Source organism: Catellatospora sp. IY07-71 (assembly GCF_018326265.1).
GTDB lineage: Bacteria > Actinomycetota > Actinomycetes > Mycobacteriales > Micromonosporaceae > Catellatospora.
In genome coordinates this window covers 2497613-2523973 of sequence record NZ_AP023360.1, presented here as the reverse complement: position 1 = coordinate 2523973, position 26361 = coordinate 2497613, and the positions used below count along the sequence as shown (strand labels likewise).

Annotated in this window: 23 protein-coding genes; 7 read left to right on the top strand and 16 right to left on the bottom strand. The window is 73.1% G+C overall.

Going from position 1 to position 26361, the window contains the following annotated elements; translation table 11 throughout:
* Nucleotides 1-72: 72 nt before the first annotated feature.
* Together CS0771_RS11370 and CS0771_RS11365 are read left to right on the top strand one after the other, a co-directional pair.
* Nucleotides 73-1092: a LacI family DNA-binding transcriptional regulator gene (locus tag CS0771_RS11370; protein ID WP_212840947.1), complete on the top strand. Its 1020-nt coding sequence runs from the start codon at nucleotides 73-75 to the stop codon at nucleotides 1090-1092.
* A 62-nt stretch (nucleotides 1093-1154) separates the two neighbouring features.
* Complete coding sequence (locus CS0771_RS11365) at nucleotides 1155-1697, top strand: hypothetical protein (RefSeq protein ID WP_244870734.1); 543 nt, start codon at nucleotides 1155-1157, stop codon at nucleotides 1695-1697.
* Between the two features lie 19 nt (nucleotides 1698-1716).
* On the opposite strand, the gene CS0771_RS38665 is transcribed toward CS0771_RS11365, so the two are convergent.
* The gene (locus CS0771_RS38665) at nucleotides 1717-2403 is read right to left on the bottom strand and encodes a MoaD/ThiS family protein (RefSeq protein WP_244870733.1); all 687 of its coding nucleotides are present in this window, start codon (nucleotides 2401-2403) and stop codon (nucleotides 1717-1719) included.
* The gene (locus CS0771_RS11350) at nucleotides 2403-3488 is read right to left on the bottom strand and encodes a glycoside hydrolase (RefSeq protein WP_212840946.1); all 1086 of its coding nucleotides are present in this window, start codon (nucleotides 3486-3488) and stop codon (nucleotides 2403-2405) included. Before CS0771_RS11350 ends, CS0771_RS38665 begins: the two co-directional genes overlap by 1 nt.
* Before the next feature lie 113 nt (nucleotides 3489-3601).
* Between CS0771_RS11350 and CS0771_RS11345 the strand changes: the two genes are divergently transcribed.
* Nucleotides 3602-3958, top strand: coding sequence for a PH domain-containing protein (locus CS0771_RS11345; protein ID WP_203750993.1), 357 nt, complete (start codon nucleotides 3602-3604; stop codon nucleotides 3956-3958).
* A gap of 185 nt (nucleotides 3959-4143) precedes the next feature.
* Here CS0771_RS11345 and CS0771_RS11340 read toward each other — a convergent pair whose 3' ends face one another.
* The 3 genes from CS0771_RS11340 to CS0771_RS11330 all read right to left on the bottom strand — a co-directional run bounded on the left by CS0771_RS11340 (nucleotide 4144) and on the right by CS0771_RS11330 (nucleotide 7118).
* Entirely contained in the window at nucleotides 4144-5067 is a 924-nt protein-coding gene (locus CS0771_RS11340) for a 2-hydroxyacid dehydrogenase (RefSeq protein WP_212840945.1), read from the bottom strand.
* Between the two features lie 111 nt (nucleotides 5068-5178).
* Nucleotides 5179-6615, bottom strand: a complete 1437-nt coding sequence (locus tag CS0771_RS11335) for a hypothetical protein (protein WP_212840944.1) — start codon at nucleotides 6613-6615, stop codon at nucleotides 5179-5181.
* Nucleotides 6612-7118: a SigE family RNA polymerase sigma factor gene (locus tag CS0771_RS11330; protein ID WP_212840943.1), complete on the bottom strand. Its 507-nt coding sequence runs from the start codon at nucleotides 7116-7118 to the stop codon at nucleotides 6612-6614. The genes CS0771_RS11335 and CS0771_RS11330 overlap by 4 nt, the downstream gene beginning before the upstream one ends.
* Before the next feature lie 103 nt (nucleotides 7119-7221).
* On the opposite strand from CS0771_RS11330, the gene CS0771_RS11325 reads away from it, so the two are divergent.
* Both CS0771_RS11325 and CS0771_RS11320 read left to right on the top strand, forming a co-directional pair.
* A complete protein-coding gene (locus CS0771_RS11325) occupies nucleotides 7222-8343 on the top strand; it encodes a sorbosone dehydrogenase family protein (RefSeq protein ID WP_212840942.1) in 1122 nt (373 codons plus the stop codon).
* Nucleotides 8344-8362: 19 nt separating this feature from the next.
* Complete coding sequence (locus tag CS0771_RS11320; protein WP_212840941.1) at nucleotides 8363-9883, top strand: metallophosphoesterase; 1521 nt, start codon at nucleotides 8363-8365, stop codon at nucleotides 9881-9883.
* A gap of 52 nt (nucleotides 9884-9935) precedes the next feature.
* Here CS0771_RS11320 and gatB read toward each other — a convergent pair whose 3' ends face one another.
* Nucleotides 9936-11429 (bottom strand): Asp-tRNA(Asn)/Glu-tRNA(Gln) amidotransferase subunit GatB, encoded by a 1494-nt coding sequence (gene gatB, locus CS0771_RS11315; protein ID WP_212840940.1) that lies wholly within the window; start codon nucleotides 11427-11429, stop codon nucleotides 9936-9938.
* Nucleotides 11430-11748: 319 nt separating this feature from the next.
* On the opposite strand from gatB, the gene CS0771_RS11310 reads away from it, so the two are divergent.
* Nucleotides 11749-12414 carry an MIP/aquaporin family protein gene (locus CS0771_RS11310; RefSeq protein WP_212840939.1) on the top strand — a complete coding sequence of 222 codons (666 nt, stop codon included), beginning with the start codon at nucleotides 11749-11751 and terminating at the stop codon, nucleotides 12412-12414.
* A 71-nt stretch (nucleotides 12415-12485) separates the two neighbouring features.
* On the opposite strand, the gene gatA is transcribed toward CS0771_RS11310, so the two are convergent.
* The 7 genes from gatA to CS0771_RS11275 form a co-directional block, all read right to left on the bottom strand.
* Complete coding sequence (gene gatA, locus CS0771_RS11305) at nucleotides 12486-13961, bottom strand: Asp-tRNA(Asn)/Glu-tRNA(Gln) amidotransferase subunit GatA (RefSeq protein WP_212840938.1); 1476 nt, start codon at nucleotides 13959-13961, stop codon at nucleotides 12486-12488.
* 5 nt (nucleotides 13962-13966) lie between these two features.
* Nucleotides 13967-14266 carry an Asp-tRNA(Asn)/Glu-tRNA(Gln) amidotransferase subunit GatC gene (gene gatC, locus CS0771_RS11300; RefSeq protein WP_203750969.1) on the bottom strand — a complete coding sequence of 100 codons (300 nt, stop codon included), beginning with the start codon at nucleotides 14264-14266 and terminating at the stop codon, nucleotides 13967-13969.
* Between the two features lie 242 nt (nucleotides 14267-14508).
* Nucleotides 14509-16551 (bottom strand): bifunctional diguanylate cyclase/phosphodiesterase, encoded by a 2043-nt coding sequence (locus tag CS0771_RS11295; RefSeq protein ID WP_212840937.1) that lies wholly within the window; start codon nucleotides 16549-16551, stop codon nucleotides 14509-14511.
* Between the two features lie 191 nt (nucleotides 16552-16742).
* Nucleotides 16743-17693: a GNAT family N-acetyltransferase gene (locus CS0771_RS11290; protein WP_212840936.1), complete on the bottom strand. Its 951-nt coding sequence runs from the start codon at nucleotides 17691-17693 to the stop codon at nucleotides 16743-16745.
* A 24-nt stretch (nucleotides 17694-17717) separates the two neighbouring features.
* Nucleotides 17718-19802 (bottom strand): NAD-dependent DNA ligase LigA, encoded by a 2085-nt coding sequence (gene ligA / locus CS0771_RS11285; RefSeq protein WP_212840935.1) that lies wholly within the window; start codon nucleotides 19800-19802, stop codon nucleotides 17718-17720.
* Nucleotides 19803-19839: 37 nt separating this feature from the next.
* Nucleotides 19840-20889, bottom strand: a complete 1050-nt coding sequence (locus CS0771_RS11280; protein WP_371821568.1) for an ADP-ribosylglycohydrolase family protein — start codon at nucleotides 20887-20889, stop codon at nucleotides 19840-19842.
* 30 nt (nucleotides 20890-20919) lie between these two features.
* Nucleotides 20920-21621, bottom strand: a complete 702-nt coding sequence (locus CS0771_RS11275; protein ID WP_212840934.1) for an SDR family oxidoreductase — start codon at nucleotides 21619-21621, stop codon at nucleotides 20920-20922.
* A 109-nt stretch (nucleotides 21622-21730) separates the two neighbouring features.
* Here CS0771_RS11275 and CS0771_RS11270 point away from each other — a divergent pair, with 109 nt between their 5' ends.
* A complete protein-coding gene (locus CS0771_RS11270; RefSeq protein ID WP_212840933.1) occupies nucleotides 21731-22426 on the top strand; it encodes a winged helix-turn-helix transcriptional regulator in 696 nt (231 codons plus the stop codon).
* 174 nt (nucleotides 22427-22600) lie between these two features.
* Here the strand turns inward: CS0771_RS11270 and CS0771_RS11265 are convergent, their stop codons facing one another.
* From CS0771_RS11265 to CS0771_RS11255, 3 genes are all read right to left on the bottom strand, one after another.
* On the bottom strand, nucleotides 22601-23620 hold the full coding sequence (locus CS0771_RS11265) for a methionine synthase (RefSeq protein WP_212840932.1): 1020 nt from the start codon (nucleotides 23618-23620) through the stop codon (nucleotides 22601-22603).
* A 156-nt stretch (nucleotides 23621-23776) separates the two neighbouring features.
* Nucleotides 23777-24856, bottom strand: a complete 1080-nt coding sequence (mnmA, locus tag CS0771_RS11260; RefSeq protein WP_212840931.1) for a tRNA 2-thiouridine(34) synthase MnmA — start codon at nucleotides 24854-24856, stop codon at nucleotides 23777-23779.
* A 217-nt stretch (nucleotides 24857-25073) separates the two neighbouring features.
* Nucleotides 25074-26237 carry a cysteine desulfurase family protein gene (locus tag CS0771_RS11255; RefSeq protein ID WP_212840930.1) on the bottom strand — a complete coding sequence of 388 codons (1164 nt, stop codon included), beginning with the start codon at nucleotides 26235-26237 and terminating at the stop codon, nucleotides 25074-25076.
* Between the last annotated feature and the right edge of the window lie 124 nt (nucleotides 26238-26361).

Sequence of the window (26361 nt, the reverse complement as noted above, 5' to 3'; positions counted from 1 at the left end):
CGGAGCTCCGTTCGTGCTGAACTGTTCAGCACGGGCGGAGCCCGCTCGTTCGAAATGGCAGCTGGAGCTCATATGAAGCGGGTAACCATCGCCGACATCGCCCGCGCCGCCGGGGTGTCCAAGGGCGCCGTCTCCTACGCCCTCAACGGCCGTCCGGGCGTGTCGGAGGAGACCCGCCGGCGCATCCTCGCCGTGGCCGAGCAGTTCGGCTGGCACCCGAGCAGCGCGGCCCGCGCCCTGTCCGACGGCCGCACCGGCGTGCTCGGCATGATCGTCGACCGGCCCGCCCGCACGCTGGGCATCGAGTCGTTCTTCATGCAGCTCATCTCGGGCATCGAGGCCACCCTGTCCGCCCGCGACGTCAGCCTGCTGCTCCAGGTCACCGAGGACCGCGAGCGCGAGATGGCGACGTACCGGCGCTGGTGGGCGCAGCGGCGGGTGGACGGCGTGATCGTCGTCGACCTGCGCCGCGACGACCCGCGGGTGGCGCTGCTGGAGGAGCTGAACATGCCGTGCGTGGTCATCGGCGGCCCGCACGGGCTGGGCACGCTGCCCGGCGTATGGAGCGACGAGGTCGCCGTCACCACCGCGGTGGTCGAGTACCTGGCCGCGCTCGGGCACCGCCGGGTGGCCCGGGTCGCGGGCCTGGCCGACCTGTGGCACACCTCGGTGCGCGGGCAGGCCGTGGCCGACGCCGCCGACCGGGTCGGCCTCACCGACGTGACCACCGTGTACACCGACTACACCGGCGAGGAGGGCGCTCGCGCGACGCGGGCGCTGCTGTCCCGGCGGCCCTCGCCCACCGCGATCGTGTACGACAACGACACCATGGCCGTGGCCGGGCTCGGCGTCGCGCACGAGATGGGCATCGCGGTGCCGCAGCAGCTGTCCATCGTGGCCTGGGACGACTCCCCGCTCTGCCAGCTGCTGCACCCGCAGCTGTCCGCGGTGAGCCGCGACATCGCCGCGTACGGCGGCCACGCCGCCGAGCAGCTCCTGAAGATCCTCGACGGCGCCGAGACCCGCAGCTTCCAGGACACCACCCCCCAGCTCATCCCCCGCGGCAGCACCGCACCCCCGGCCACCGCCTGACGCCACCCGCCTGGTGCTGCCGGTCCGGGCCGCCGCCGGTGCGCGCGGCTTAGGATCGGGCCATGGCTCTGTCCGCGGCGACCGCGCGTGACCTGCTCGGGGCGCTGCCGGTGACGGTGGCCGACCCGCTGGACGCGCGGGAGTTCACGGACCTGGAGCGGCGGTTCGGCTTCACGTTCAACCCGGACCACCGCACCCTGCTCGCCACCGGCCTGCCCGAGGGCTCCCGCTGGCCCGACTGGCGCGACGGCGACCCCGACGAGCTGCGCGAAAGGCTCGCCGCCCCGATCGACGGGGTGCTGTTCGACGTGCAGGAGAACGGCTACTGGCACCCGTCGTGGGGCGAGCGCCCCTCGCGCACCGCGTTCGCGCTGGCCGTGGCCCACCGCCACCTGACCGAGGCGCCCCGCCTGGTCCCGGTGTACGGCCACCGCTACGCGCCCGCGCTGCCCGAGCCCGGCCTGCCCGTGCTCTCCGTCATGCAGACCGACGTCATCGTGTACGGCAACGACCTCGCCGCCTACCTGCGGCGCGAGTTCGGCCTTGCGGGCTCCGACGGCGAACCCGCCCCAGCCTTGATCCCCTTCTGGTCCGACCTGCTCTGACCGTCCTCACGCGGGTCGGTCAGAGCAGGGCGTACACCGTGGTGGCCTGGGCCACGAGCTGGCCCTTCGCGGTCATGGCGATGTCGGCGAAGGCCATCGAGCGGCCGAGCTTGGTGAGCCGGGCGGTGACCAGCACGTCGCTGCCGAGCACGGGACGCTGGAAGGTGGTCGACAGCTGCACCGTGGTCATCGGCACGAAGCCGCCGCGGGCCGCGCTGATCGCGATCACCGTGGCGGTGTCGGCCGCCGCCATCAGGGCCTGCCCGCTCAGCGCGCCGCCCTCCCGGGCGAGCCGGTCCGACCAGGGCAGCCGCAGCGTGGCCCAGTCGGCGCCGGTCTCCTCGACGGTGAGCCCCAGCTCGCGCACCCAGGGCGCGAAGTTGTCGGCGAGGATGCGGTCGCCGTCGAGCACCGGCGCCTCCTCGGCCACGCTGCCGCCCGCGACACTCGGCAGCACCTGCACCTCCGCGCCACCCACGACCGGCGTCTCCTGACCTGACAGCACCCGGCAGTCCTCTCCGTCGACGTACACGTTGACGTATCGGCGCAGTTCGCCGCGCTCGTCGCGGATGCGTCGGCCGAGGCGGGGCCAGCGCTGGTCCACCTCGTCGAGCACCGCGCGCAGCGTACCGCCCGCCGCCACCTCCAGCCGGGACTCGCCGCCGACCTCGGTCCGCAGCGCGCCCGGCACCAGCACGGTGACCATCAGAGCCGGACCGCCCGCACGCACAGCACGTCGGGCAGGTGCGCGGCGACCAGCGCCCAGCTGTCGCCCTCGTCGGCGCTGGCGAAGACCTCGCCGGTGCGGGTGCCGAAGTAGACCCCGACCGGGTCGCCGTTGTCCACGGTCATCGCGTCGCGCAGCACGGACGGGTAGAACGGCGCGGTGGGCAGGCCGTACGACAGCGGCGCCCATGTCTTGCCCGCGTCGGTGGTGCGGAAGACGCGGCATTTCGCGTCGACGGGGAAGCGCAGCGCGTCGGCGCTCAGCGGGAAGTTCCACGCGGTGCCGCCGCGGCGCGGGTGCGCCACGATCGGGAAGCCGAAGTCGCTGGGCAGGGTGTCCGCGATGGAAGACCAGGTCTGCCCGTCGTCGTCGGAGCGGTACACGCCGTGGTGGTTCTGCAGGTAGAGGCGCTCGGGGTCCTCGCCGTCGCGGGCCACCTTGTGCACGCACTGGCCGAACTCGGGGAACGGGTCGGGCATGAAGCTGACCCGGATGCCGCTGTTGGACGGGTGCCACGTCGCGCCGCCGTCAGTGGTCCGGTAGACGCCGCCGGTGGACATCGCCACCAGCACCCGCTGCGGGTCGGTCGGGTGCGGCAGGATCGTGTGGATCGCCTGGCCGCCGAAGCCCTCGCCCCACTCGGTGCGCTGCGGGTGGTCCCACAGGCTGCGGACCAGCTCATACGACATGCCGCCGTTGGTGGAGCGGAACAGCGCCGACGGCTGGGTGCCGGCCCAGACCACGTCGGGCTCGGCGGCCGCGCCGGGCTGCAGCGCCCACACCCGGCCGAGCGCGGTGTCGGTGTCCTGCGGGAACGCGACCGGGGCGTGATCGGGCTCGCGCCAGCACGCGCCGAGGTCGTCGCTGGTCGCCACGCTGGGGCCGAAGTGCGAGCTGTCCACCGCGGCCAGCAGGCGGGGCGTGGCGCGGCGGGTGTCGATGCCGACGGAGTACACCGCGGTCATCGGGAACTGGGGCACGGAGACGTCCCACGAGTCCCCGACCCGGTCGCGGCGGGCCAGGAACAGCCCCTTGGCGGTGCCTATGAGCAGCAGAACGGTCATCGTCGACCTCGCTTCTGTCTCAGGAGTCACTTCGGTGAACGAAGGTCACCGTACGTCGCCGGCCAGTATGCCCGTGACGTCCGACACAACAGACTACGTGGAACAATCGCCGGGTGACCCGCTTCCGACACCCCGCCGCCGCCAGCGTCGCCGCCCTGATCGCCGCGCTCGGCGGCATCCCGCTCGCCGCGCAGGGCGGGTTCTGGCCGCTGGTCCTGGTCGTGCCGGTCGCCGTCGCGATCTGGGCGTGGCGGGCCGGCACCGACGTCAACCCGAACGGGCTGCGCGTGCGCGCCCTGCTGGGCAGCCGCATCGTGCTCTGGCCGGAGGTCAGCGAGCTGCGCGCGGACGGCGACAAGCGCGTGGTCGCGGTGCTCACCGACGGCAGCGCGCTGCCGCTGACGGCCGTACGCCCCGCTGATCTTCCGAAGCTCGTCTCCGCCGCGGGCCAGTCCCTCACCACCGCCTGACCCGCGCGCCCGGCCCGCCGCCCGCACCTTCCCGGGAACCGCAGCCACGCCTGTAGAGCTGCACTTTCCCCGAAACTGCAGCCTCGCGGCGTCCTGTGCCCGCACTTTCCCCGAAACTGCAGCCCGCGGCACCCGGTGGCCGCACTTTCCCCGAGACTGCAGCCCTCAACGGGCCGGGGGGCGGGTCAGTAGCCGTCGTGGACCTGGTTGTCGAGGGGTTCGCCGGCGAGGTAGCGGTCGAGCTGGCGGCGGACGAGGCGGTACGCGCGCGGCAGCAGGCCGCGGACCGAGCCGGCCACGTGCGGCGTGATCAGGACGTTGGGCAGGTCCCACAGCGGGTGCCCGGCGGGCAGCGGCTCGGGGTCGGTCACGTCGAGCGCGGCGCTGATCCGGCCGGAGGTCAGCTCCTTGGTCAGCGCGGCGGTGTCGGCGACCGGGCCGCGCGCGGCGTTGACCAGCAGCGCCCCGTCGGCCATGGCGGCCAGGAAGCCCGCGTCGACCAGGCCGCGGGTCTGCGGCGTCAGCGGCACCAGCAGCACCACGATGTCGGCCTGCGGCAGCAGCCGGGGCAGCTCGTCGACGCCGTGCACGCCGTCGCGGGCGGTGCGGGCGACGTACGCCAGATCGACCTCGAACGGGGCCAGCCGGGCCGCGACGGCCGCGCCGATGGAGCCCGCGCCGACGATGAGCACCCGCTTGCCGCCCAGCTCGTCGGTCGGCGTGACCTCGGCGTACGCCCACCGGTGCGCGGCCTGCGCGCGGGCGAAGTGGTCGAAGCGGCGCAGCGAGGCGAGGATCGCGCCGACCACCCACTCGGCGGTGTGCGAGTCGTGCACGCCGCGCGCGTCGCATAGCGTCACGTGTGCGGGCAGGCGGCCCACCCAGGCGTCCGCGCCCGCGGTGATCAGCTGCACCACCTTCAGCGAGGTCATGCGCTCGGCCAGCCCGACGACGTCGCCGCTGCTCAGGAACGGCGGCACCCAGAACTCGACCTCCGCCGGATCACCGGGCAGCGGGGCGTCGGGGCGGGGCAGCACCGCCAGCTCGACGCCCGAGGGCAGCGGGTCCAGCAGGTCACGTCCGGCCTCATGGGCGATCCACATCCGCACGCCCCCACGCTAGCGGTTGCTGATCTCCTCCGCCGCATCGCGACGGTCTCGTCCACGGGTTAAGAAGGGCACCTTCCTATACGGAAAGCGATAAGAAGGTGCCCTTCCTTGTCAGGACCAGTCGGTGATCTGGGGGACGCGGGGGTGCGCTTCCGGGCCCGGGTTCGACTGCGGGAGCGGGGCGCGGCCCGTGCCGACCACCGCGCCGGAGGCATCCAGGGCCCGCAGCCGCATCGGCCGGTCCAGGTGCACCGTGCCCACGCCGTCGGTGAGCGGCGCCGAGGCCGTCACCTTGCCCGCGGCGTCGAGCACCTGGATCGTGCGCGCGGTGCGCGGCGCGAGGACCAGAAACGGCACCGGCTCGGCCGCGGGCGGGCCGTCCGGCTGCACCAGCCACGGGCCGTCGTCCGCGCGCTCCCAGCGCTTCTCCACCGCGATCACCGCGTCCGCTGCGCCCAGGTCCGCGTCGGTGCTCCAGCCGCTGCTGCCCACGTTGTCGGACAGGGTGCTGAGCAGCCACCGGCCGTGTTCGGTAGGGGTGACCGCGATGCCGATGGCCGCGCTCTCCTGGGGACCGCTCGCGATCCGGCCCAGGTAGAGCAGGCGCGGGCTGCCGACGGCGTTGTCGAGCCACGGCTCGCGCAACAGCCGGGCCGCGACAGTGCGATCCGCCTCGCCGCGGCAGTGCGCGAGCGCCGCGTCGAGCTCGCTCTCGGAGAGGGTCCGCGCCGCGCGCAGCCCCACGCCGCCGGTGCCGGGACCCTGGTAGACGACGGTGCCGTCGCAGGTGACCCGATACCACTCGCCGGCGGCCGTGCTCGCGATGTAGTCGCCGCCCGGCACCGGGCGCCAGGTGACGGGCTCGCGGTAGGCGTCCGCGGCGTCGATCCGGCAGCCCAGCGGCACGATGCCCGCCGTCTCCCAGTCGGCGCCCACCGCGTTGGGCACCTGCTTGGTCGCCGTCGCGAAGGGCGCGAACCCCTGCATCGACACGATCACCGAGCTGCCTTCCTGACGCTGCTCGGTGGCCGCGGCGGCCAGCTCGTCGGCGGTCGCGCCGCGCCGGTCGAAGATGCTGACCCCGACGTAGTGGGTGCCGTTGCGCCGGGCGGCCAGCACGATCCGGCTGTCCCCCACGTCCCCGACGAAGAGAACCTTGATGTGCCCGCCGGGCACCGCCTCGATCCGCCGCGACGCCAGCAGGGCGGTCAGCCGCTCCACGAAGGCGGTGTCCGCGGCCAGCGGGCCGCGCGTGGGCGACTCCAGCAGCCGCGTCACCCACGGCGTCAGCGGCTGCCCCGGCGGCAGGTCGGCCGGGGCCGACGGGGTGCCGGACGGGCCGCCGAGCACCGGGAACGCCCCGCCCCGGATGCCGATCGGGCCGAGCAGCGCCGCCACCGCGGCCAGCACCGCGGCGGCGCTCCAGCCCGCGGCGCGGTTACGCCGGGCGCGCCGGTGCCGCGCCATCAGGCGGGCGTACGGGTCCTCGCCCGGCACCACCGGTCCGGCCAGCCTGGCCAGCCCGTCGATCAGGTCACGCTCGCTCATGCGATCACCTCCATGACGTCGCCCGCGCGCCGGGGCTCCGGGCGCAGCACCTCCCGCAATCTGGCCAGCCCGCGGCTGGCCTGTGACTTCACCGAACCCACCGAGCACCCCATCACCGCGGCGGTGTCCGCTTCGGACATGTCCTCCCAGTACCGCAGCACCAGCACCGCCCGCATGCGCACCGGCAGCTTCGCCAACGCGGTGAGCAGCTCGTCCCGCTCCACGTACGCGGCGCTCCCGTCTGCTCTCCCCCGTTCCGGCAGCACGCCGGTGAGCAGCTCGCGGGAGCCGATCCGCCGCCACACGCTGGTGCGCTGATTGACCAGCGCCCGGCGCAGGTACGCCATCGGATCGTCCACCAGGTCCCAGCGCCGGTACGCCTTCAGCAGCGCCGACTGCACGAGATCCTCGGCGGCGTGGGTCGAGCCGGTGAGCAGGTACGCCGTGCGCAGCAGCTCGCCGTAGCGCAACTGCACGAACTCGCGGAACCCGTCCTCCGCCATACGGCTCCTCCTTCCGTCGCCCTTCCCGACGCGGTTTACCGGGCCCAGGTTGAGAGAATCGAGGCAGTAGTTGAGCACATCCCACGGCGTTAGGCTGGATCGCATGTCCTCGCACCGGGTTCGCACCGGACTGGCCGCCGCGGTCACCGCGCTCGCCTTCACCGCGGCCTGCTCGGCCGAGGGTCCGGACCGGGTGGCCACCCAGCCGCCGCCTCCCCCGTCCGCGCAGCCGTCCGGCTCGCCCGCGCTCAGCCCCCGGGTCACCGACGTGAAGACGCTGGTCACCGGGCTGCGCGCGCCGTGGGGCGTGGCGTTCCTGCCCGACGGCTCGGCGCTGGTCACCGAACGCGACAGCCGCCGCGTGGTGAAGGTCTCCCCCGGGCCGAAGCCGAGCGTGACGGAGGTCGGCGTGATCCGCGAGGCCGACGCCAACGGCGAGGGCGGTCTGCTCGGCATCGCGGCGTCGCCGTCGTACGCGCAGGACCAGACGGTCTTCCTGTACTACACCACCGAGGACGACAACCGGGTCGCGCGCTGGAAGCCGGGCGGGCGGCCGGAGCCGATCGTCACCGGCATCCCGATCTCCGGCATCCACAACGGCGGCCGGCTCGCCTTCGGCCCCGACGGCTACCTCTACGCCACCACCGGCGACGCGGCCACCCGCGGCAACTCGCAGGACCTGAAGAGCCTAGGCGGGAAGATCCTGCGCATGACGCCGGACGGCAAGCCCGCGCCGGGCAACCCGTACGGCACGCTGGTCTGGTCGTACGGCCACCGCAACGTGCAGGGCATCGCGTGGGACTCCGGCGGCCACCTGTGGGCCACCGAGTTCGGCCAGAACACCTGGGACGAGGTCAACCGCATCGAGCCCGGCAAGAACTACGGCTGGCCCGAGGTGGAGGGCGCGGCGGGCGAGGGCGCGTACGTCGACCCGGTCGCGGCCTGGCCCACCGACGAGGCGTCCTGCTCCGGCGCGGCGATGGCCGGTGACGTGCTGGTCGCGGCCTGCCTGCGCGGCGAGCGGCTGTGGCTGCTGCCCGCGGGGGCGGACGGCGTGCTGCACGGCAAGCCTGTTGCGGCGCTGACCGGCGAGTACGGCCGCCTGCGCGACGCGCACACCGCGCCCGACGGCACGGTGTGGGTGCTGACCAGCAACCATGACGGGCGCGGGGACCCGGCCGACTCCGATGATCGGATTCTTGCCATCACCCTCGCTCCAGCGTGACGGCGGGCATGATGGGGCGATGACTCGGTTGGCGCGGTGGGTCCGGCCACCGGCGTGGTCCGGGCGCATTCCGTGGCGGCGTATCGGCGCCGCGACGGGCGTGTTCGCCGTGTCCGTGGCGGGTCTTGCGCTCGGTCTGTACCTGTGCGGCGCGACCGGTGTGGACGTCGGGCCGTTCCGGGCCACCATGGCGGTCACCCCGTCGCTGTACGGCGACACCGAGGTGGTGCTCCCGCCGCTGGGCTCGCTGCAACTGGACAGTCACGACGGCCCGGCCCGGCTGATGGTGCGCCTGGACGCGCTGGACCGGGCCCGCACCGAAGCCCTGATCACCGACCCGGCGGGCATCACCGCGGCCAGCCGTACCGCCGTCGACGACGTGCGCGCCGGGGTGACCCGGCTCGTGCTGCGCACCACCGCCGTCGCCGTGCTGGCCGCGATGCTGCTGGCCGCGCTGGTGTACCGGCGCATGACCCGGGTCGCCTGGTCCGGCGGGCTGGCGCTGGCGGTGATGACGAGCGCGTTCGGGGCGGCGTTCGGCACGTTCAACCCGGGCGCCCTGCGCGAGCCGCGCTACGAGGGACTGCTGGCCAACGCGCCGTCGGTGATGGGCAACGCGCAGCGCATCGCCGACCGCTACGACGAGTACGCCGCGCAGCTGCAGAAGCTGGTGAGCAACGTCGGCAACCTGTACGCCACCGTGCAGAACCTGCCCGTGTACTCCCCCGAGGACGACAACCTGCGTGTGCTGCACGTTTCCGACCTGCACCTGAACCCGGCGGCGTGGGGCGTGATCCGGACCGTGGTGGACAACTTCCACATCGACGTGGTCGTCGACACCGGCGACATCACCGACTGGGGCAGCGAGCCGGAGAAGGCGTTCGTCGCCTCGATCGCGCTGCTGAAGGTGCCGTACGTGTACATCCGCGGCAACCACGACTCGCCGGTGACCGAGGCGGCCGTCGCCGCGCAGCCGAACGCGATCGTGCTGGACAACAAGGTGGTGAACGTCGCCGGGCTGACCATCGCCGGGATCGGCGACCCGCGGTTCACCCCCGACAAGGAGCAGGAGCCGTCCGGCGAGGGTCAGTCGAAGGCGACCCTGGAGCGGGTGATCGGCATCGGCGACCGGCTCGCCGACACCATCGGCAAGGAGCCGGGCGACATGGTGGACCTGGCCCTGGTGCACGATCCGACGTCGGCCGGGCCGCTGGCCGGATACGCCCCCGTCGTGCTCGCCGGGCACCTGCACCACCGCGAGGTGCGCAAGCTCGGCGACGACCAGACCATGCTGATGGTGCAGGGTTCGACGGGCGGGGCCGGGCTGCGCGGCCTGGAGGGCGACAAGCCGACCCCGCTGACCATGTCGGTGCTCTACTTCGACGACGACCGCGCGCTGATGGCGTACGACGACATCACCGTCGGCGGCACCGGTCTGGCGGAGGTGGCGCTGTCGCGGCACGTGGTCGAGGACCCCTCGACCAGCCCCGCCGCCCAGCCCGGCCCCTCGCCCCGCCCCGCGCCGAGCCGCACACGTTAAGAAGGGCACCTTCTTCTACGGAAACCGTTAAGAAGGTGCCCTTCCTTGGGGTTCAGCTGAGGCGGGCGAGGACCAGTTCGCGGACGGTCTTGGCGTCGGCCTGGCCCTTGGTGGTCTTCATGACCGCGCCGATGATGACGCCGGCGGCGGCCTGGTTGCCGGCCCGGATCTTGTCGGCGACCGCGGGGTTGGCGGCGATGGCCTCGTCGATGGCGGCGGTCAGCGCGCCGGTGTCGGAGACGACCTCCAGGCCGCGGGCGGCCATGATCTGCGCCGGGTCGCCCTCGCCGGCCAGCACGCCCTCCAGCACCTGGCGGGCCAGCTTGTCGGTGAGCTTGCCCGACTCGACCAGGCTCTGCAGCTGCGCGACCTGTGCCGGAGTGGCGCCGACCGACTCCAGCTCGACGCCGTCGGCGTTGGCCTTGCGGGACAGCTCGCCCAGCCACCACTTGCGGGCCGCCTCGGGCGAGGCGCCCGCGGCGACGGTGCGCTCGATCAGCTCGACCGCGCCCGCGTTGAGGATGGACTGCATGTCCAGGTCGGACAGGTTCCACTCGGCCTTGAGCCGCTGCCGGTGCACCCGGGGCAGCTCCGGCAGGGCCGCCTTGAGCTGCTCGACCCAGGCCGGCTCGGGCGCCAGCGGCACCAGGTCGGGCTCGGGGAAGTAGCGGTAGTCGGTCGCGGTCTCCTTGGAGCGGCCGGACGTGGTGTCGCCGGTGTCCTCGTGGAAGTGCCGCGTCTCCTGCGTGATGGTGCCACCCGCGTCGAGCACGGCAGCCTGGCGCAGCATCTCCGAGCGGACCGCGCGCTCGACGCTGCGCAGCGAGTTCACGTTCTTGGTCTCGGTGCGGGTGCCCCACTCCTCACCCGGCTTGTTCAGCGAGGTGTTGACGTCGCAGCGCATCGAGCCCTGCTCCATGCGCACATCCGAGACGCCCAGGGTGCGGATGACGTCGCGCAGCTCGGCCACGTACGCCTTGGCGACCTCGGGGGCGCGCGCGCCGATGCCGGGCACCGGCTTGGTGACGATCTCGACGAGCGGGATGCCGGCCCGGTTGTAGTCGACCAGCGACTCGGTCGCGCCGTGGATGCGGCCGGTGGCGCCGCCGACGTGCAGCGTCTTGCCGGTGTCCTCCTCCAGGTGCACCCGCTCGATGCCGATGCGCACCAGCTCGCCGTCCACCTCGACGTCGAGGTAGCCGTCGGTGCACAGCGGCTCGTCGTACTGGCTGATCTGGAAGTTCTTCGGCATGTCCGGGTAGAAGTAGTTCTTCCGGGCGAAGCGACACCAGGTGGCGATGGTGCAGTTGAGCGCTAGTCCGATGCGGATCGTCGCCTCGATCGCGGCCCGGTTGGCCACCGGCAGGCTGCCGGGCAGGCCCAGGCAGACCGGGCAGACCTGGGTGTTCGGGTCGGCGCCGAAGACGGTGGGGCAGCCGCAGAACATCTTCGTCTGGGTGCCCAGCTCGACGTGCGTCTCCAGGCCGATGACCGGCTCGTATCGGGAGGTCACCTCGTCGAAGGTGGGCAGCACGTGAGTGCTCATCTCCTCGCTCCAGGCTGCTTGGGTGGGCGCCGCGACGCCGCCGGACAAAACAACCACCAGCCTAGTAGCCCGCCCCGCTCAGCCTACACCGGGTTATCCGGCGCGCACGACCATCGATCATGACAAGAAGAGTGGCGTACGTCACAACATGAGCTGATCGAACGATGCCCTATTCATTCATTCGTCGTTGTGCGGCGATCATTTCCGGCCGATCCTGAATGCACCCTGAGAACGCCGCTCGCCCGACCGGTCACCCCTGTCCGACCTGCCGGTTTGCGCGCGACGTTCTTCCCCTCATCGATGCACAGGGAGGTGCATGATGGGTTCCGCAACGCTGTCCCGCCTCACCGCCGAGGTCCTCGGCACAGCGGTTCTGGTCTTCTTCGGGGTCGGTGCCCTGCTCGTCGGCGGCGGCCCGCTGCTCGCGGGCGCGGTCGGCCTGATGATCGCCGCGGCCGCCGCCGCGTGGATCTTCGGCGGGCACTTCAACCCCTGGCTCACCCTCGCCGCCGCGGTCCGCGGCAGCCTGGACTGGGCGGGCGCGGCCGTGATCATCGTGGCGCAGCTGGTCGGCGGCTTCGCCGGCGGTCTGCTGATGTGGCTCTGCTACGGCGAGAACGGCGTGCAGGGCGGCCTCGGCGCCAACCGGCTCGCCGAGTCGGCGAGCTCCGGCATGGGCCTGGTCGCGGCGATCGTCGCCGAGGCGCTGGCCGTGTTCGTGCTGGCCTGCGTCATGTTCGCGGCCGGTGACGGCGAGCGCTCCGGCATCAGCCTGGGCCTGGCGTACGCGGGCGGCACGCTCGCCATCGCCGCGGTCACCAGCGCCTCGCTCAACTTCGCCCGCACCTTCGGCCCCGAGCTGGCGCTCACCCTGGCCGGCGGCGCGGCCGACTGGTCCGACATGTGGGTGTACGCCGTCTCCGGCGCGCTCGGCGCCGTGCTGGCCGGCCTGCTCTACCCGCGGCTGAAGGGAGCCGCCTCCTAGACCCGTCCCGCCTCCTCAGGGACGGCGAACGGCGCCCCCGCACCGGGGACGCCGTTCGCCGTTTCAGCTGTTCAGAGTGCGGGCGGGGGGAACGTGCCCACCGTCGACTCGACCGCGGCGGCGATCCGGTACATCCGGTCGTCGGCCATGGTCGGCGCCATCACCTGCAGGCCCACCGGCAGCCCGTCGGACAGGCCGGCCGGCACCGAGATGCCGGGGCCGCCGTACAGGTTCGTCGGGATGGTGTACAGGTCGGCCAGGTACATCTGGTACGGGTCGGCCGTGCGTGCGCCCAGCTCGAACGCGGTGAACGGGGTGGTCGGCGAGACCAGCACGTCGACCTGCTCGAACGCCTTCGTGAAGTCGTTCGTGATCAGCGTGCGCACCTTCTGCGCCTGGCCGTAGTAGGCGTCGTAGTAGCCCGACGACAGCGCGTACGTGCCGATGATGATGCGCCGCTTCACCTCGTCGCCGAAGCCCGCCTCGCGGGTCAGCGACATGACCTCCTCCAGGGAGTTCTTGCCGTCGTCGCCGGTGCGCAGGCCGAACCGGACGCCGTCGAAGCGGGCCAGGTTCGACGAGCACTCGCTGGGCGCGATCAGGTAGTACGCGGGCAGCGCGTACTGGAAGTGCGGGCAGGACACCTCGACGACCTCGGCGCCCAGCTTGGTCAGCGCCTCCACGGTGTCGCGGAACACCGCCATGACGCCGGGCTCGGCGCCCTCGCCGCTGAACTCCTTGACCAGGCCGACGCGTACGCCGGTCAGGTCACCACTCGCGCCCTGGCGGGCCGCGGCCACCACGTCCGGCACCGGCATCGGGATCGACGTCGAGTCGCGCGGGTCGTGACCGGCGATGACCTCGTGCAGCAGCGCCGCGTCGAGCACGGTGCGCGCGCACGGGCCGGGCGTGTCCAGCGAGGACGAGAAGGCGATCAGGCCGTAGCGGGAGGTGCCGCCGTAGGTCGGCTTCGCGCCCACGGTGCCGGTGACGGCGCCCGGCTGGCGGATCGAGCCGCCGGTGTCGGTGCCGATGGCCAGCGGGGCCTCGTACGCGGCCAGCGACGCGGCCGAGCCGCCGCCCGAGCCGCCCGGGATGCGGGTCAGGTCCCACGGGTTGTACGTCGGGCCGTACGCCGAGTACTCCGTCGACGAGCCCATGGCGAACTCGTCCATGTTGGTCTTGCCGAGCATGACCATGCCCGCCTCGCGGATCCGGGTCATCACGGTCGCGTCGTACGGCGGCCGCCAGCCCTCCAGGATCTTCGAGGCCGCGGTGGTCGGGATGCCCCGGGTCGCGATGACGTCCTTGATCGCGATCGGCACGCCGGCCAGCGGGCCGAGCTTCTCCCCCGCCGCGCGCCTGGCGTCCACGGCCCGCGCCGCCTCGACCGCGCCCTCGTCGTCCACGTGCAGGAACGCGTGCACCCGGCCGTCGACCTCGGCGATGCGGTCCAGGTGGGCGCGGGTGACCTCCTCCGCGGAGACCTCGCCGGAGGCGATCTTCTCGCCCAGGGCGGCCGCGGACAGCTTGATCAGATCACTCATCGGGGTCACTCCTCATCCGCAAGGATCTGGGGGACGCGGAACCGGTCCTCGGCGGCGTCCGGCGCGCCCGACAGCGCCTCGGCGGTGGTCAGGCCGGGCACGATGACGTCCTCGCGCAGCACGTTGACCAGCGGCACCGAGTGCGACGTCGGCGGGATGTCGTCCGCGGCGACCTCACCGACCCGCGCCACCGACTGCAGGATCACGTCCAGCTGGCCGGCGAAGCGGTCCAGCTCCTGATCCGTGACGGCGAGCCGCGACAGGCGCGCGAGGTGCGCGACCTCCTCGCGGGAGATGGCGGCCATGACTGCCCCCTAGACGTAGCGGCGAACTCGGACAGCACGGAGGATGGCACCCACTCCGCGCCCGTAGCGAGTCTATTTGTCACCCCGGGCGTCATTCGCAGCGCCCCTGCGCGCCGCTTGCCCGCGCGATCCGTCCCAAGATCGCTCGACTTGCCAGGCACATGGGCGAATGCGCGCCCAAGATACGCCCAGGTGCCAGGCAAGTCGGCGGATCTTGGGGACGGCCGCGCGGGCAAGCGGGGTCAGGAGAGGGCGGGGAGGGTGGTGCGGGAGAGCCAGTCGGCGAGCTCGTCGGGGGGCAGCGGGCGGGCGTAGAACCAGCCCTGGGCGATCTCGCAGCCGGCGGACTGGAGCAGGCGCCAGGCGCGCTCGTCCTCGACGCCCTCGGCGACCACGCGCAGCCCGAGCGCCGCGGCCAGTTCGATGATCGACCGTACGATCACCAGGTCGTCCGGGTCGTCGGCCATGGACAGCACGAACGAGCGGTCGATCTTCACCTCGGACAGCGGCAGGCGGCGCAGGTGCTGCAGGGACGAGTATCCGGTGCCGAAGTCGTCCAGCGCGATGCCGACGCCGAGCAGCTGCAGCCGGGTCAGCGTGGCGAGCACCCGGTGCGGGTCGGCCATCAGCGCGCTCTCGGTGATCTCCAGCTGGAGGCGGCACGGCGCCAGCCCGTAGCGGCGCAGCAGGTCCTCGATCTGCTCGACGATGGCGCCGGTGTGCAGGTCCCGCACGCTGACGTTGACCGCCATGCGGACCTCGAGCCCGGCGGCGTCCCACTTGGCGAGCTGGACCATCGCCTCCTCGATCACCCAGGCGGTGAGCAGGCGCATCACCGAGCTGGGCTCGGCGACCCGGATCAGCTCGTCGGGGCTGACCGGCCCGCGGGTGGGGTGCTGCCAGCGCAGCAGCGCCTCCACGCCGACCACGCCGCCCGTGGCGATCTCGACCTGGGGCTGGTAGTACAGCCGCAGCCCGCCCTTGTCGGAGCGGCCGAGCATGGCACGCAGGTCGGCGAGCAGGCTTAGCCGCTGCGGCGAGTTGTGGTCGGCGTCGGGGTGGTAGACGGCGATCCCGTCCCCGTTGTGCTTGGCGGTGTACATGGCCACGTCCGCGTGGCGGAGCAGGGTGGCGAAGTCGGTGCCGTGGTCGGGGTAGAGCGCGATGCCGATGGAGCCGCTGACGTCCAGCGGCATCCCGTCCAGCACCACGGGGTTGATCAGCGCCTGCTCGATCCGCTCGGCCAGCTCGCGCGCCTCGTCGGCCCCGTCGAGGCGCTTGGCCACCACGGCGAATTCGTCGCCGCCGAGCCGCGCGACCAGGTCGCCCTCGCGCACCACCCGGTCCAGCCGGTCGCCGACCGCGATGAGCAGCCGGTCGCCGACCTCGTGCCCGAGCGAGTCGTTGACGTGCTTGAACCGGTCGAGGTCCAGCAGCAGCAGGCCGAACCGGCAGCGGGCGTCGCCCTGCACGGCGCGCTGGGCGTGCCCGGCGACCGCGGCGGACACCTCCCCGATGAGCGCCTTGCGGTTGGCCAGACCGGTGAGGGTGTCGATGTTGGCGAGGTGGCGCTGCTCGGCGGTGATGATGGACAGCCGGCGCACCGCGAGCAGCGGCAGCACCAGCACCAGGATCAGCTGCGGGGCGACCTCGGTCTGTGCGGCGATGACCGGGCCGAGCATGAGCAGGGCGCCGGTGCTCAGCGCCTCGTTGGCCAGCGGTCCCATGATGATCGGCAGCAGCGGGCCGCCGTCGCGCAGCCAGATCGCGCACGCGGTGGTCAGGTATTTCACCGCGAACCACGCGGTGGCCGAGGCGACCAGCGCCAGCAGGCCCGGCGCGGCGTCGCCGCTGATCAGGCGCAGCGTGACGTACGCGACGCCGAACGCCAGCGCGTACTGGCCGAGGTTGAACACGGCCCGCCACAACGCGTGCCGCAGCCGCAGCGAGGACACCGCCACCGCGAGGCCCTGCACCACCACCGCGGCGGCCAGCCCGGCGTCGATCATGATGGCGAAGGTGAAGCAGATCGACGGGTAGATCGCCGCGGTGTTCCACCGGCCGGGCAGCGTCACGGGCAGCGCGTCGCCCGCGACGGCGAGCACGGTGAGCAGCCAGAAGCCGAGGCTGGCCTGAGCCAGCACGTCGGGCAGGCCGGCGAGGTCACGCACAGTGAACGCCGCCGCCAGCACCGTGACGGCGATGACGAACGCGCCGAACGGCCGCCGCCGCTCCGCGGGCACCCGGTTGCGATGTGCCTGCAGTGCATGGGGTGTGGCCGCCATGGACACCTTCCCGAGGCCGTTGGACGCGCGACCGCGCCGCCCATATCGCGGCTGGTCACTTCACTCTAAGCCCGAAAACGCCCGAGACCACTCTCCGCGTTGGCGTGTGACGAAGATGTGATTGTTTGACCTTTTCTACGGTCACGCATCGTAAGAACCATGCAACTACGCGTATATAACTCTGTGCGTCCTCACTGGAGCACCATCCGGATCGCGGTGTTGCGGTAACCGGCGCGCGCGAACGCCGCCGCCATCGGCCGGTTGCCCAGATCGGTGTCCGCGCCGATCTCCTCGGCGCCCTCCGCCACCAGCATCGCCGTCGTCTCGGCCAGCAGGTCGTCGACGTAGCCGCGACCGCGCTGCGCCGGCACCACCGCGATGTAGCCGACCACGGCGCGCGCGGGGTTGCGGGCCGGCACGATCAGGCCGACCTGCGCACCGTCCGGCGTGTACGCGGCGCGCCACCACTCGCGGGGGGACGGCATGTCGGTCAGGTCCTCGACCATGATGCGTGCCGCCTCGTCGAGCCCGTGCCGGGCCACGTCCCGGCCGGTGTACCCGTCCAGCGAGCCCTGCGCCGCGGCCCGGCAGATAGCCGTCGCCTCGGCATCGTCCACCTCGCGGAACATCAGCCGCGTGGAGCGCTCCGGCACCCCGTCGGCGGTGGTCCAGGTGTAGTTGAAGCGCTCGATGAACGGCTGATACCCGGCGGCGGCCGCGGCGGCCAGCCGGTCCTCGGTGGCCTCGCGTACGCCGTCCAGCTCCCGCCAGCCCGGCGGCAGGAAGATGTGGTACTCCGGGCGGGCGCCCTCGGCGGTGCGCAGCTCCCGCAGCGCCGCCGTCAGCAGCGCGGCCCCGACCGCCAGCCGGTCCGGCTCCTTGCCCAGTTCGAACCAGTCGAGGCTGAACGGGTGGTCCTCATCGGGCATACCCCAGAACGCGCAGCGGGCGACGGTCCGCCCGCCGCGCCGGGCCACCCAGCTCCACTCGGGACGGTAGTAACCGTCTGCGAGCGTGTCGGCCCAGGAGCGGCGGGACTCCAGCCCCACCCCCGGCGTCGGGGGGTGGGGAAAGTCCAGAAACAGGTCCTCCTCGCCGGTGCGCAGCGGGCGGATGTCGAGATCGTTCGTAAAAGTCGTCATCGGGGACGACCCTAGATCAGCTGTCTAGGCATTTTCCCGTCGCGCGTCGGAGTACGCCTTCGCGGCCTCCGGGCCCTCCTCCAGCAGCACGGTGAAGCCCGGCTCGTCGAGCGTGGGCACGCCCAGCGACAGCGCCTTGTCCAGCTTGGACCCGGCGCTCTCGCCGACCACCACGAAAGCGGTCTTCTTCGACACCGAGCCGGAGACCTTCGCGCCGAGCGCGGTGAGCCGCTCGGCCGCCTCGTCCCGGGTGAAACCCTCCAGCGTGCCGGTGACCACGACGGTCAGGCCGTCCAGCGGCTTCGGGCCGGTGTCGGCGACGGGCTCCTGGTCCATGCGTACGCCCGCGGCCCGCCACTTCTCGACCACCTCGCGGTGCCAGTCCTCGGCGAACCATTCGCGCACCGCCTCGGCGATGGTGCCGCCGACGTCCTCGACCACCGACATCTGCTCGACCGAGGCGGTCGCGATCTTCTCGACGTCGTTGAAGTGGTCGGCGAGCGCCCGCGCCGCGGTGGGCCCGACGTGCCGGATGGACAGCGAGGTGAGCACCCGCCACAGCTGCTGCTGCTTGGCCTTCTCCAGGTTGGCCAGCAGCTTGCCCGCGTTGGTGGACAGCGTGCCGTCCTTCTTCAGGAAGAACGGGGAGCTTGCGAGCTGCTTCTCGTCCAGGGCGAACAGATCACCCTCGTCGGTCACGACCTTATCCTCGACCAGGGCGATCGCGGCCTTCGTGCCCATACCCTCGATGTCGAAGCCGTCGCGGCCGCCGAGGTAGGTGATCCGCTCCACCAGCTGGGCCTTGCAATACCTGGTGTTCGGGCAGCGCAGATCGACGTCGGCCTCCTTGGCGGGGGCCAGCGTCGTCCCGCACGAGGGGCAGTTAGCGGGCATGGACCAGTCGCGTTCTGAACCATCACGCAGCGCCTCGACCGGACCGAGGATCTCAGGGATCACGTCGCCCGCTCGCCGGATCACGACCGTGTCGCCGATCTTGACGCCCTTGCGAGCCACTTCCCGCTGGTTGTGCAGGGTCGCGCGGGCGACGGTGACACCGCCCACGAAGACCGGGTCGAGGACCGCGGCGGGCGTGGCACGGCCCGTCCGGCCGACCTCGACGATGATGTCGAGCAGCTTGGTGTTGACCTCCTCGGGCGGGTACTTGAACGCGATCGCCCAGCGCGGCGCGCGGCTCGTGCTGCCCAGCTTCTGCTGCTCGGCCACGTCGTCGACCTTCACCACGACGCCGTCGATGTCGTGCTCCAGGTCGTGCCGGTGCGCCTGGTACTCCGCGATGTAGGCCTTCACCTCGTCCAGCGAGTCGACCACCTTCCAGCGCGGGCTGGTCGGCAGGCCCCAGGCCTTGAGCTGTGCGTACGCGTCGGACTGGCTGGCCGGCTCGAAGCCGGTGCGCGCCCCGATGCCGTGCACGATCAGCTCCAGCGCGCGCCGGGCGGTGATCGACGGGTCCTTCTGCCGCAGCGAGCCCGAGGCCGCGTTGCGGGGGTTGACGTACGTCCGCTCGCCCGCCTCGACCTGGGCGGCGTTGAGGTCGGCGAACGCCTGCGCCGGAAAGTAGATCTCACCGCGGATCTCCACCAGGTCCGGCGGGTTGTCCCCGGCCAGCTTGTGCGGGATGCCCTTGATGCGGCGCACGTTGGCGGTGACGTCCTCGCCCGTGCGGCCGTCGCCGCGGGTCGCGCCCCGGGTCAGCCGGCCCTTCTCGTAGGTCAGGTTGACCGCGAGGCCGTCGATCTTCAGCTCGCACAGGTAGCGCACCGGTGCGCCCGCGTCCCGCTCCACCCGGGTGGCCCAGGCCGCGAGCTGGTCGTCGTTGAACGCGTTGTCGAGGCTGAGCATGCGCTCGGCGTGGTCCACGGCGGCGAAGCCGAGCCACTCGCCCGCGCCCACCCGCTGCGTCGGCGAGTCCTGCGAGACCAGCTCGGGAAACTCCAGCTCCAGCGCCTCCAGCTCGTGCATGAGCTGGTCGTAGGCGGCGTCGGACAGCGTCGGCGCGTCGTCGACGTAGTAGCGGTGCTGGGCGTCGTTGATCCCGGCCACGAGCTCGGCGTATCGCGTCCGGACCTTGTCGGTTACCTCACTGGTCACCCGTGCACGGTAACCGGCACCCCCGACACCGCCGACGTCAGTCCCAGGCGGCGCCCAGCGTGGCGAGCTGGTCGGCGTACTCGATGCGGTCCGCCCAGCTCGCGGGCCAGATCGCCATGCCCGACGCCGCGCCGTGGAACGCGCCCGCCAGGCACGCGATCGAGTCCGAGTCGCCGCTCGTCGCGGCCGCCCGGCCCAGCGCGGCCACCGGGTCGTCGGGGTGCCGCAGCGCCGCCAGCAGCGCCGAGGCCAGCGCCTCCTCCGCGATCCAGCCCTCGCCCGTCTCCCGGCACACGTCGCCGCCGGAGTCCGGCCTGCGCAGCGCCGCGAGCAGCGTGTCCAGCACGTCGGCGCACTCGTCCCAGCCGCGCGCGATGAACTCCTCCGGGCTGGTCACGCCCGGCCGCTGCCACAGGTCGCCGAGCCAGTCCGCGCGGTACACGGTGCGCTGCTCGGCGCAGCGCTCGCGGAGCAGGCCGGGCAGGTCGGCCAGGGCCGCGCCGTCGCGGGGCAGCCGTACCGCGAGCGCGGTCAGCTCGGCCGCGGCCAGCCCCGTCGGGTGCCCGTGGGTCAGGCCCGCCTGGAGCTGCGCGATCCCGGCGAGGGTGTCGAGGTCGTACTCCGGCACCAGGCCGACCGGGGTGACCCGCATGTTCGCCCCGCAGCCCTTGGACCCGGCGACCGTGGCGCGCTGCCAGGGCATGCCCGTGGCCAGGTTGGCGCAGGCGTTGAGGCAGGTCATGCCGGGCGCACGGTTGTTCTCCGGGCTCTTGGCCCAGGCCAGGAAACGCGCCCGCAGCAGCGGCTCCAGCGCCTCGGGCGTGGGCGCCGAGGCCTCGCGCAGCGCCCAGCCGACCGCCAGCGCCATCTGGGTATCGTCGGTGACCAGGGCCGGTTCCGGCAGCTCGCGCGGCCCGCCGCGCCCGTACTCGGCCGTGATCTGGTCGTATCTGCGGAACTCGGTCGGCTTGCCGAGCGCGTCGCCGTACGCCAGCCCGAAGAGCGAACCGCTGGCCGTGTCAGTCACCGTCACCCGCGGCAGTCTTCCATCCCGCCGCAACACCGGCCGCGCCCGCCCGCTCCCCATCCCCACGGCGGGCGGGCGCGGCACGGCGGATCAGGCGGACAGCGCCGGGTACAGGTTGCGCAGGTCGCCGGACAGGCCGGCCTTCACCCGGCGGCTGGTCTCGTCTGCCAGCACCTCGGGCTGCGCCGCCTCGACCGCGTCGAGCACCTGCGTCACCACGTCGCGCGGCGGCACCTTCGGCCCGTCCACGTGCGCGGCCATGTCGGTGTCCACGTAGCCCACGTGCACGGCGGTGACCAGGGTGCCCTGCTCCTTCAGCGCCAGGCGAAGCGCGTTCGTCGCCGCCCACGCGGCCGCCTTCGCGGCGGAGTAGCCGGCCGTGTTCGGCAGGCTCAGCCAGGACAGCGCGGAGAGCATGTTCACGATCGCGCCGCCGCCGTTCGCGCCCAGGATCGGCGCGAACGCGGCCGACACGCGTACCGGGCCCAGGTAGTTGGTCTCCATCTCGCGGCGCAGCGCGTCCTCGCCGTCGAGGACCCCGGCCCCGGTCGCGATGCCCGCGTTGTTGACCAGCAGCTGCACGTCGCCCGCCTGCGCGGCCGCCGCCGCGACCGAGGCCGGGTCGGTGATGTCCAGCTGCAGCGGGACCACTCGCGGGTCGGTGATGGACGCCGTGTCGCGGGCGGCGGCGTACACCTTCGCCGCGCCCCGCGCCAGCAGCTCCTCCGTGTACGCCTTGCCCAGCCCGCGGTTGGCGCCGGTCACCAGCGCCACGGAACCTTCGATCTTCATGTCTCGCCTCCTGGTGTCTCTGTCACCAGCAACGCTATACGAAACATATATCGTCCGGCTTGAGATACGAATCATATAGCCAGCGCCAGACGACAGATATGCTCGAACCATGCCCAAGCGGATGTACGGCCAGCTGTGCCCGATCGCCCGCTCGCTCGACGTCCTCGGTGAGCGGTGGACCCTTCTCATCGTGCGCGAGCTGCTGCTGGGCCCGAAGCGCTTCAAGGAACTGCTCGCCCTGCTGCCCGCCACCGGCACCAACCGCCTCGCCGAGCGCCTCCAGCTGCTCGAACGCAGCGGCGTGGTGACCCGGCGCACCGTGCCCGGCGCCGCCGAGCTACGCGCCTACGAGCTGACCGAGTACGGCGAGCGCCTGCGCCCGCTGCTGGCCGGCCTCGCCGCCTGGGGGGCGGAGCTGCCGCTCGACGACGAGGTCGACCCGGACACCGCCCGCGCCGACCTCATTGCCCTCTACCTGACCGAACACGCCCCGCCCGAGGCTGCCGCCGGGCTCCGTGAGACGTGGCAGTTCCAGGTCGGGGACGAGGTCTTTCACGTCACCGTCACCGACGGACGAGCGCACGCCCGCTCCGGCCCCGCGCCCACGCCCGCCGACCTCACGCTCACCTGCGGACCGGCCGCCTTCGACGCCCTGACCCGCGGCACCATGACCCCGGCCGACGCCACCGCCTCCGGCGCGCTCACGACGGCCGGAGACCTCGCCCTGCTCGACCACCCGTTCCGCGTTCTCCGCCTGCCGACGCCGAACTTTCAGCCCGCGGCCACGCCGCCGTCGCGCTCCTGACCGGCGTCGGCCCGATCGGGATCAAGAATCCGGTGACAGGAGTCAGCCGCGTGACGGACGCCCTCGCGGCCTGCCACTCGCCTGGGCGTCACCGTCGCGGTCCGCCGTCCACACCGGCCGGCGTTGGCGGCAGCTCCGGACGCGGCGCGCGAGCCCCGAGCGATCTCGCGGTGCCTACTCCCCCGTGAGGCGGCGGGCGGCTTCGCGGCAGGCCTTCAGGACCGTCTGCGCGTACGCGGGCGGCGCCCCCGCCAGCCCGCAGGCGGGCGTGACCACCACCCGCTGTGGCAGCAGCTCGTCCGCGAACCCGAGGTCGCGCCACAGCCGCCGCACCCGGTCGGCCAGCGCGGCGCTGTCCGGCCGCTTCCCGCTCGCCGGTGGCGTGGTGCGCGCGACGCCCGCGAACAGGCCCAGCCCGGCGTCGATCGCCTCGCCGACCGCGTCGAGCTTCTCCGCCCCGTTCCCGATCAGCTCCAGGTCCAGCGCGAACGCGGCCGCCCCGGCCTCACGCAGCAGGCCGAGCGGCGCGTCCGGCGCGCAGCAGTGCACGACCACCGGCGCCCCCGCCGCGCTGATCACCGACGCCAGCGCGTCGCGGACCGTCGAGGTCGCGACGGAACGGTACGTGTGCAGGGTGCTGGCAGTGCGCACCCGCCCGGCGAGCACCGCGGGCAGCGACGGCTCGTCGAGCTGGAGCAGCACGGTCGCGCCCGGCACCCGGCGGCGCACCTCCGCGACGTGTGCCTTGAGCCCTTCGGCCAGCGAGCCGGCGAGGTCGCGGGCGGCGCCGTGGTCGGACACCACCGCCTCGCCCAGCGCCAGCTCGATCGAGGCGGCCAGCGTCCACGGCCCGACGGCCTGCACCTTCAGCGTGCCGGTGTACCCGTCGGCCTGCTCGGTGAGCTGGTCCAGGTCGCGCTCGCGCAGGTCGTACGCCCGCCGCAGCTCCCGGCCGGTGCCCGCGGCGACGCGCCACCGCCCGGTGTAGAGCTCCACCGGGAACTCGACCAGCAGCCCCGCGCTACGGCCGATCATGTCCGCGCCGGGGCCGCGCGCGGGCAGCTCCGGCAGGTACGGCAGGTCGGGCAGCTCGCCGAGGGTGAACTTGACCGCCTCGGCGATGTCGGTGCCGGGCAGCGACCCGATCCCGGTCGCCGATCCGGCGGGCCACAGCGGGGCGTCAGTTCCGGTCATGTCAGCTCTCCCCTGGTACACGCGGTCTGGACGCGGTCGTGCCCGCGGCCGATGGCTGTTTCGGGGAAACTGCGTGAAAGCGCGGCCGCGACCGTGCAGTTTCCCCGAAACTGTGGCACGGCCTGCGGCGGGGACGCTCCGGCCGCGCGCGGCGGGTCACGAGGCGGTGGTGATGGTGGCGCTGCCCAGCACGATGTCGCCCGCCGGGTCGGGCCGGTAGGCGACCACGGCCTGACCGGCGGCGATGCCGCGCTCGGGGCGGCGCAGCCGCACGTTCATCGCGGTGCCGTCGAGCTCGACGACGGCGGGCGCCGGGCGCCCGTGGGCGCGCAGCTGCACCTCGCACTCGATCGGCCCGGCGGGCGGGTCGCCCGCGGTCCACACCGTGCGCGCGCCCTCCACCTGCGACACCTCCAGCGCCTCGGCCGGGCCGACGGTGACGGTGTTGGTGACCGGCGTGATCGACAGCACGTATCGGGGGCGGCCGTCCGGGGCCGGGCGGCCGAGCGCGAGCCCCTTGCGCTGGCCGACGGTGTACGCGTACGCCCCGTCGTGCCGCCCGAGCACCTCGCCGCTGGCGGCGTCGACGATGTCGCCCGGCTCGCTGCCCAGGTGCCTGCGCAGGAAGCCCTGGGTGTCGCCGTCGGCGATGAAGCAGATGTCGTGCGAGTCGGGCTTGTCGGCGACGGCGAGCCCGCGGGCGTGCGCCTCGGCGCGCACCTGCTCCTTGGTCGAGTCGCCGAGCGGGAACATCGAGTGCCCGAGCTGCTCGCGATTCAGCACCGCCAGCACGTAGGACTGGTCCTTGGCCAGGTCCACGCTGCGCCGCAGCAGCCCGTCCGCGCCCAGCCGCGCGTGATGCCCGGTGACCACCGCGTCGAACCCCAGCGCCAGCGCCCGGTCCAGCACCGCGGCAAACTTGATCTTCTCGTTGCACCGCAGGCACGGATTCGGGGTACGCCCCGCGGCGTACTCCGCCACGAAGTCCTCGATCACATCCTCGTGGAACCGCTCAGCCATGTCCCACACATAGAACGGGATCCCGAGCACATCGGCCGCCCGCCGCGCGTCGTGCGCGTCCTCCTTGGTGCAGCACCCCCGCGCCCCGGTCCGATGCGTGGCCGCATTCCGCGACAGCGCCAGGTGCACCCCCGTGACGTCATACCCCGCCGCCACGGCCCGGGCAGCCGCCACCGCCGAATCCACCCCACCCGACATAGCCGCAAGAACCCGCACCGCCAAATCCTACCCGCCACCCCACCCCACCCCCGCCCCCGCCCATCCACGTTGATCATGAACTTATGGACGTGCTGGACGGCGTGTCGCCACCCCACCACCGTGATCAGTTCAGTTCGGCGCCCAGTTGATCACGGTGCCAAGGTCGTGACACACCGACGAACACGTCCATAAGTTCATGATCAACCCGGGCGGGGGGTGCGCGGGGAGGGTTGGGTCAGCGGGAGAGGCCGGCGCGGCGGGCGCGGTCTACGGCGGCGGGGAGGGCGGTGAGGAGGGCGTCGAGGTCGGCGGGGGTGGAGGTGTGGCCGAGGGTGAAGCGGAGGGAGGAGCGGGCCGCGGCGGGGTCGGCGCCCATGGCGAGGAGGACGTGGGAGGGCTGGGCGACGCCGGCCGAGCAGGCGGAGCCGGTGGAGACGGCGATGTCCTGGGCGTCCAGCAGCAGCAGGAGGGCGTCGCCCTCGCAGCCGGGGAAGCCGAAGTGGGCGTTGCCGGGCAGGCGGGCGCCGGGCTCGGCGGGGTCGGCACCGTTGAGGACGGCGTCCGGGACGGCGGCGCGGACCCGGGCGATCAGCTCGTCGCGCAGCGCGGCCAGGCGCTGGGCGTGCTGCCCCTGGTGCTTGACGGCGTGCTCGACGGCGACGGCGAAGGCGGTGATGGCGGGCACGTCCAGGGTGCCGGAGCGGACGTCGCGCTCCTGGCCGCCGCCGTGCAGCAGCGGGGTGCAGGGCACGTCCCGGCCCAACAGCAGCGCGCCGATGCCCACGGGGCCGCCGAGCTTGTGGCCGGTGACGGTGAGCGCGGCGACGCCGCTGGCGGCGTAGTCGACCGGGACCTGGCCGACGGCCTGGATGGCGTCGGTGTGCAGCGGCACGCCCCGGGCCGCGGCCAGCGCCGCCAGCTCGGCCACCGGCTGCACCGTGCCGACCTCGTTGTTCGCCCACATCACCGAGGCCACGGCGACGTCGTCGTCCAGCGCCTCGGCGAACGCCTCCGGCAGGACCCGGCCGGAGGCGTCCACGGGCAGCCAGGTGATCTCGGCGCCCTCGTGGTCGGCCAGCCACTGCACCGCGTCGGTGACGGCGTGGTGCTCGACCGCGCCGGCCAGCACCCGGCGCCGCCGCTCGGTGCGCCGGGACCAGTAGACGCCCTTCAGCGCGAGGTTGTCGCTCTCGGTGCCGCCGCCGGTGAAGACGACCTCGGACGGGCGGGCCCCGAGCACGGCGGCGATGCGCTCGCGCGACTCCTCCACCCGGCGGCGGGCGCAGCGGCCCGGGCCGTGCAACGACGACGCGTTGCCGACCTCACGTGCGGTGGCGACGTAGGCGTCCAGCGCCTCAGGCAGCATGGGCGTGGTCGCCGCGTGATCAAGGTAGGCCATCTCGCCGCCAAGCCTAGCCGTAAGGGTGCTTACCCGTAGCCCAGGTGTACGCCGTTCGCGGACGTGCGTGAATGCGAAGGAGGGCCCGGCAGGCACGTGACCTGCGGGCCCTCCTTGACGCGTA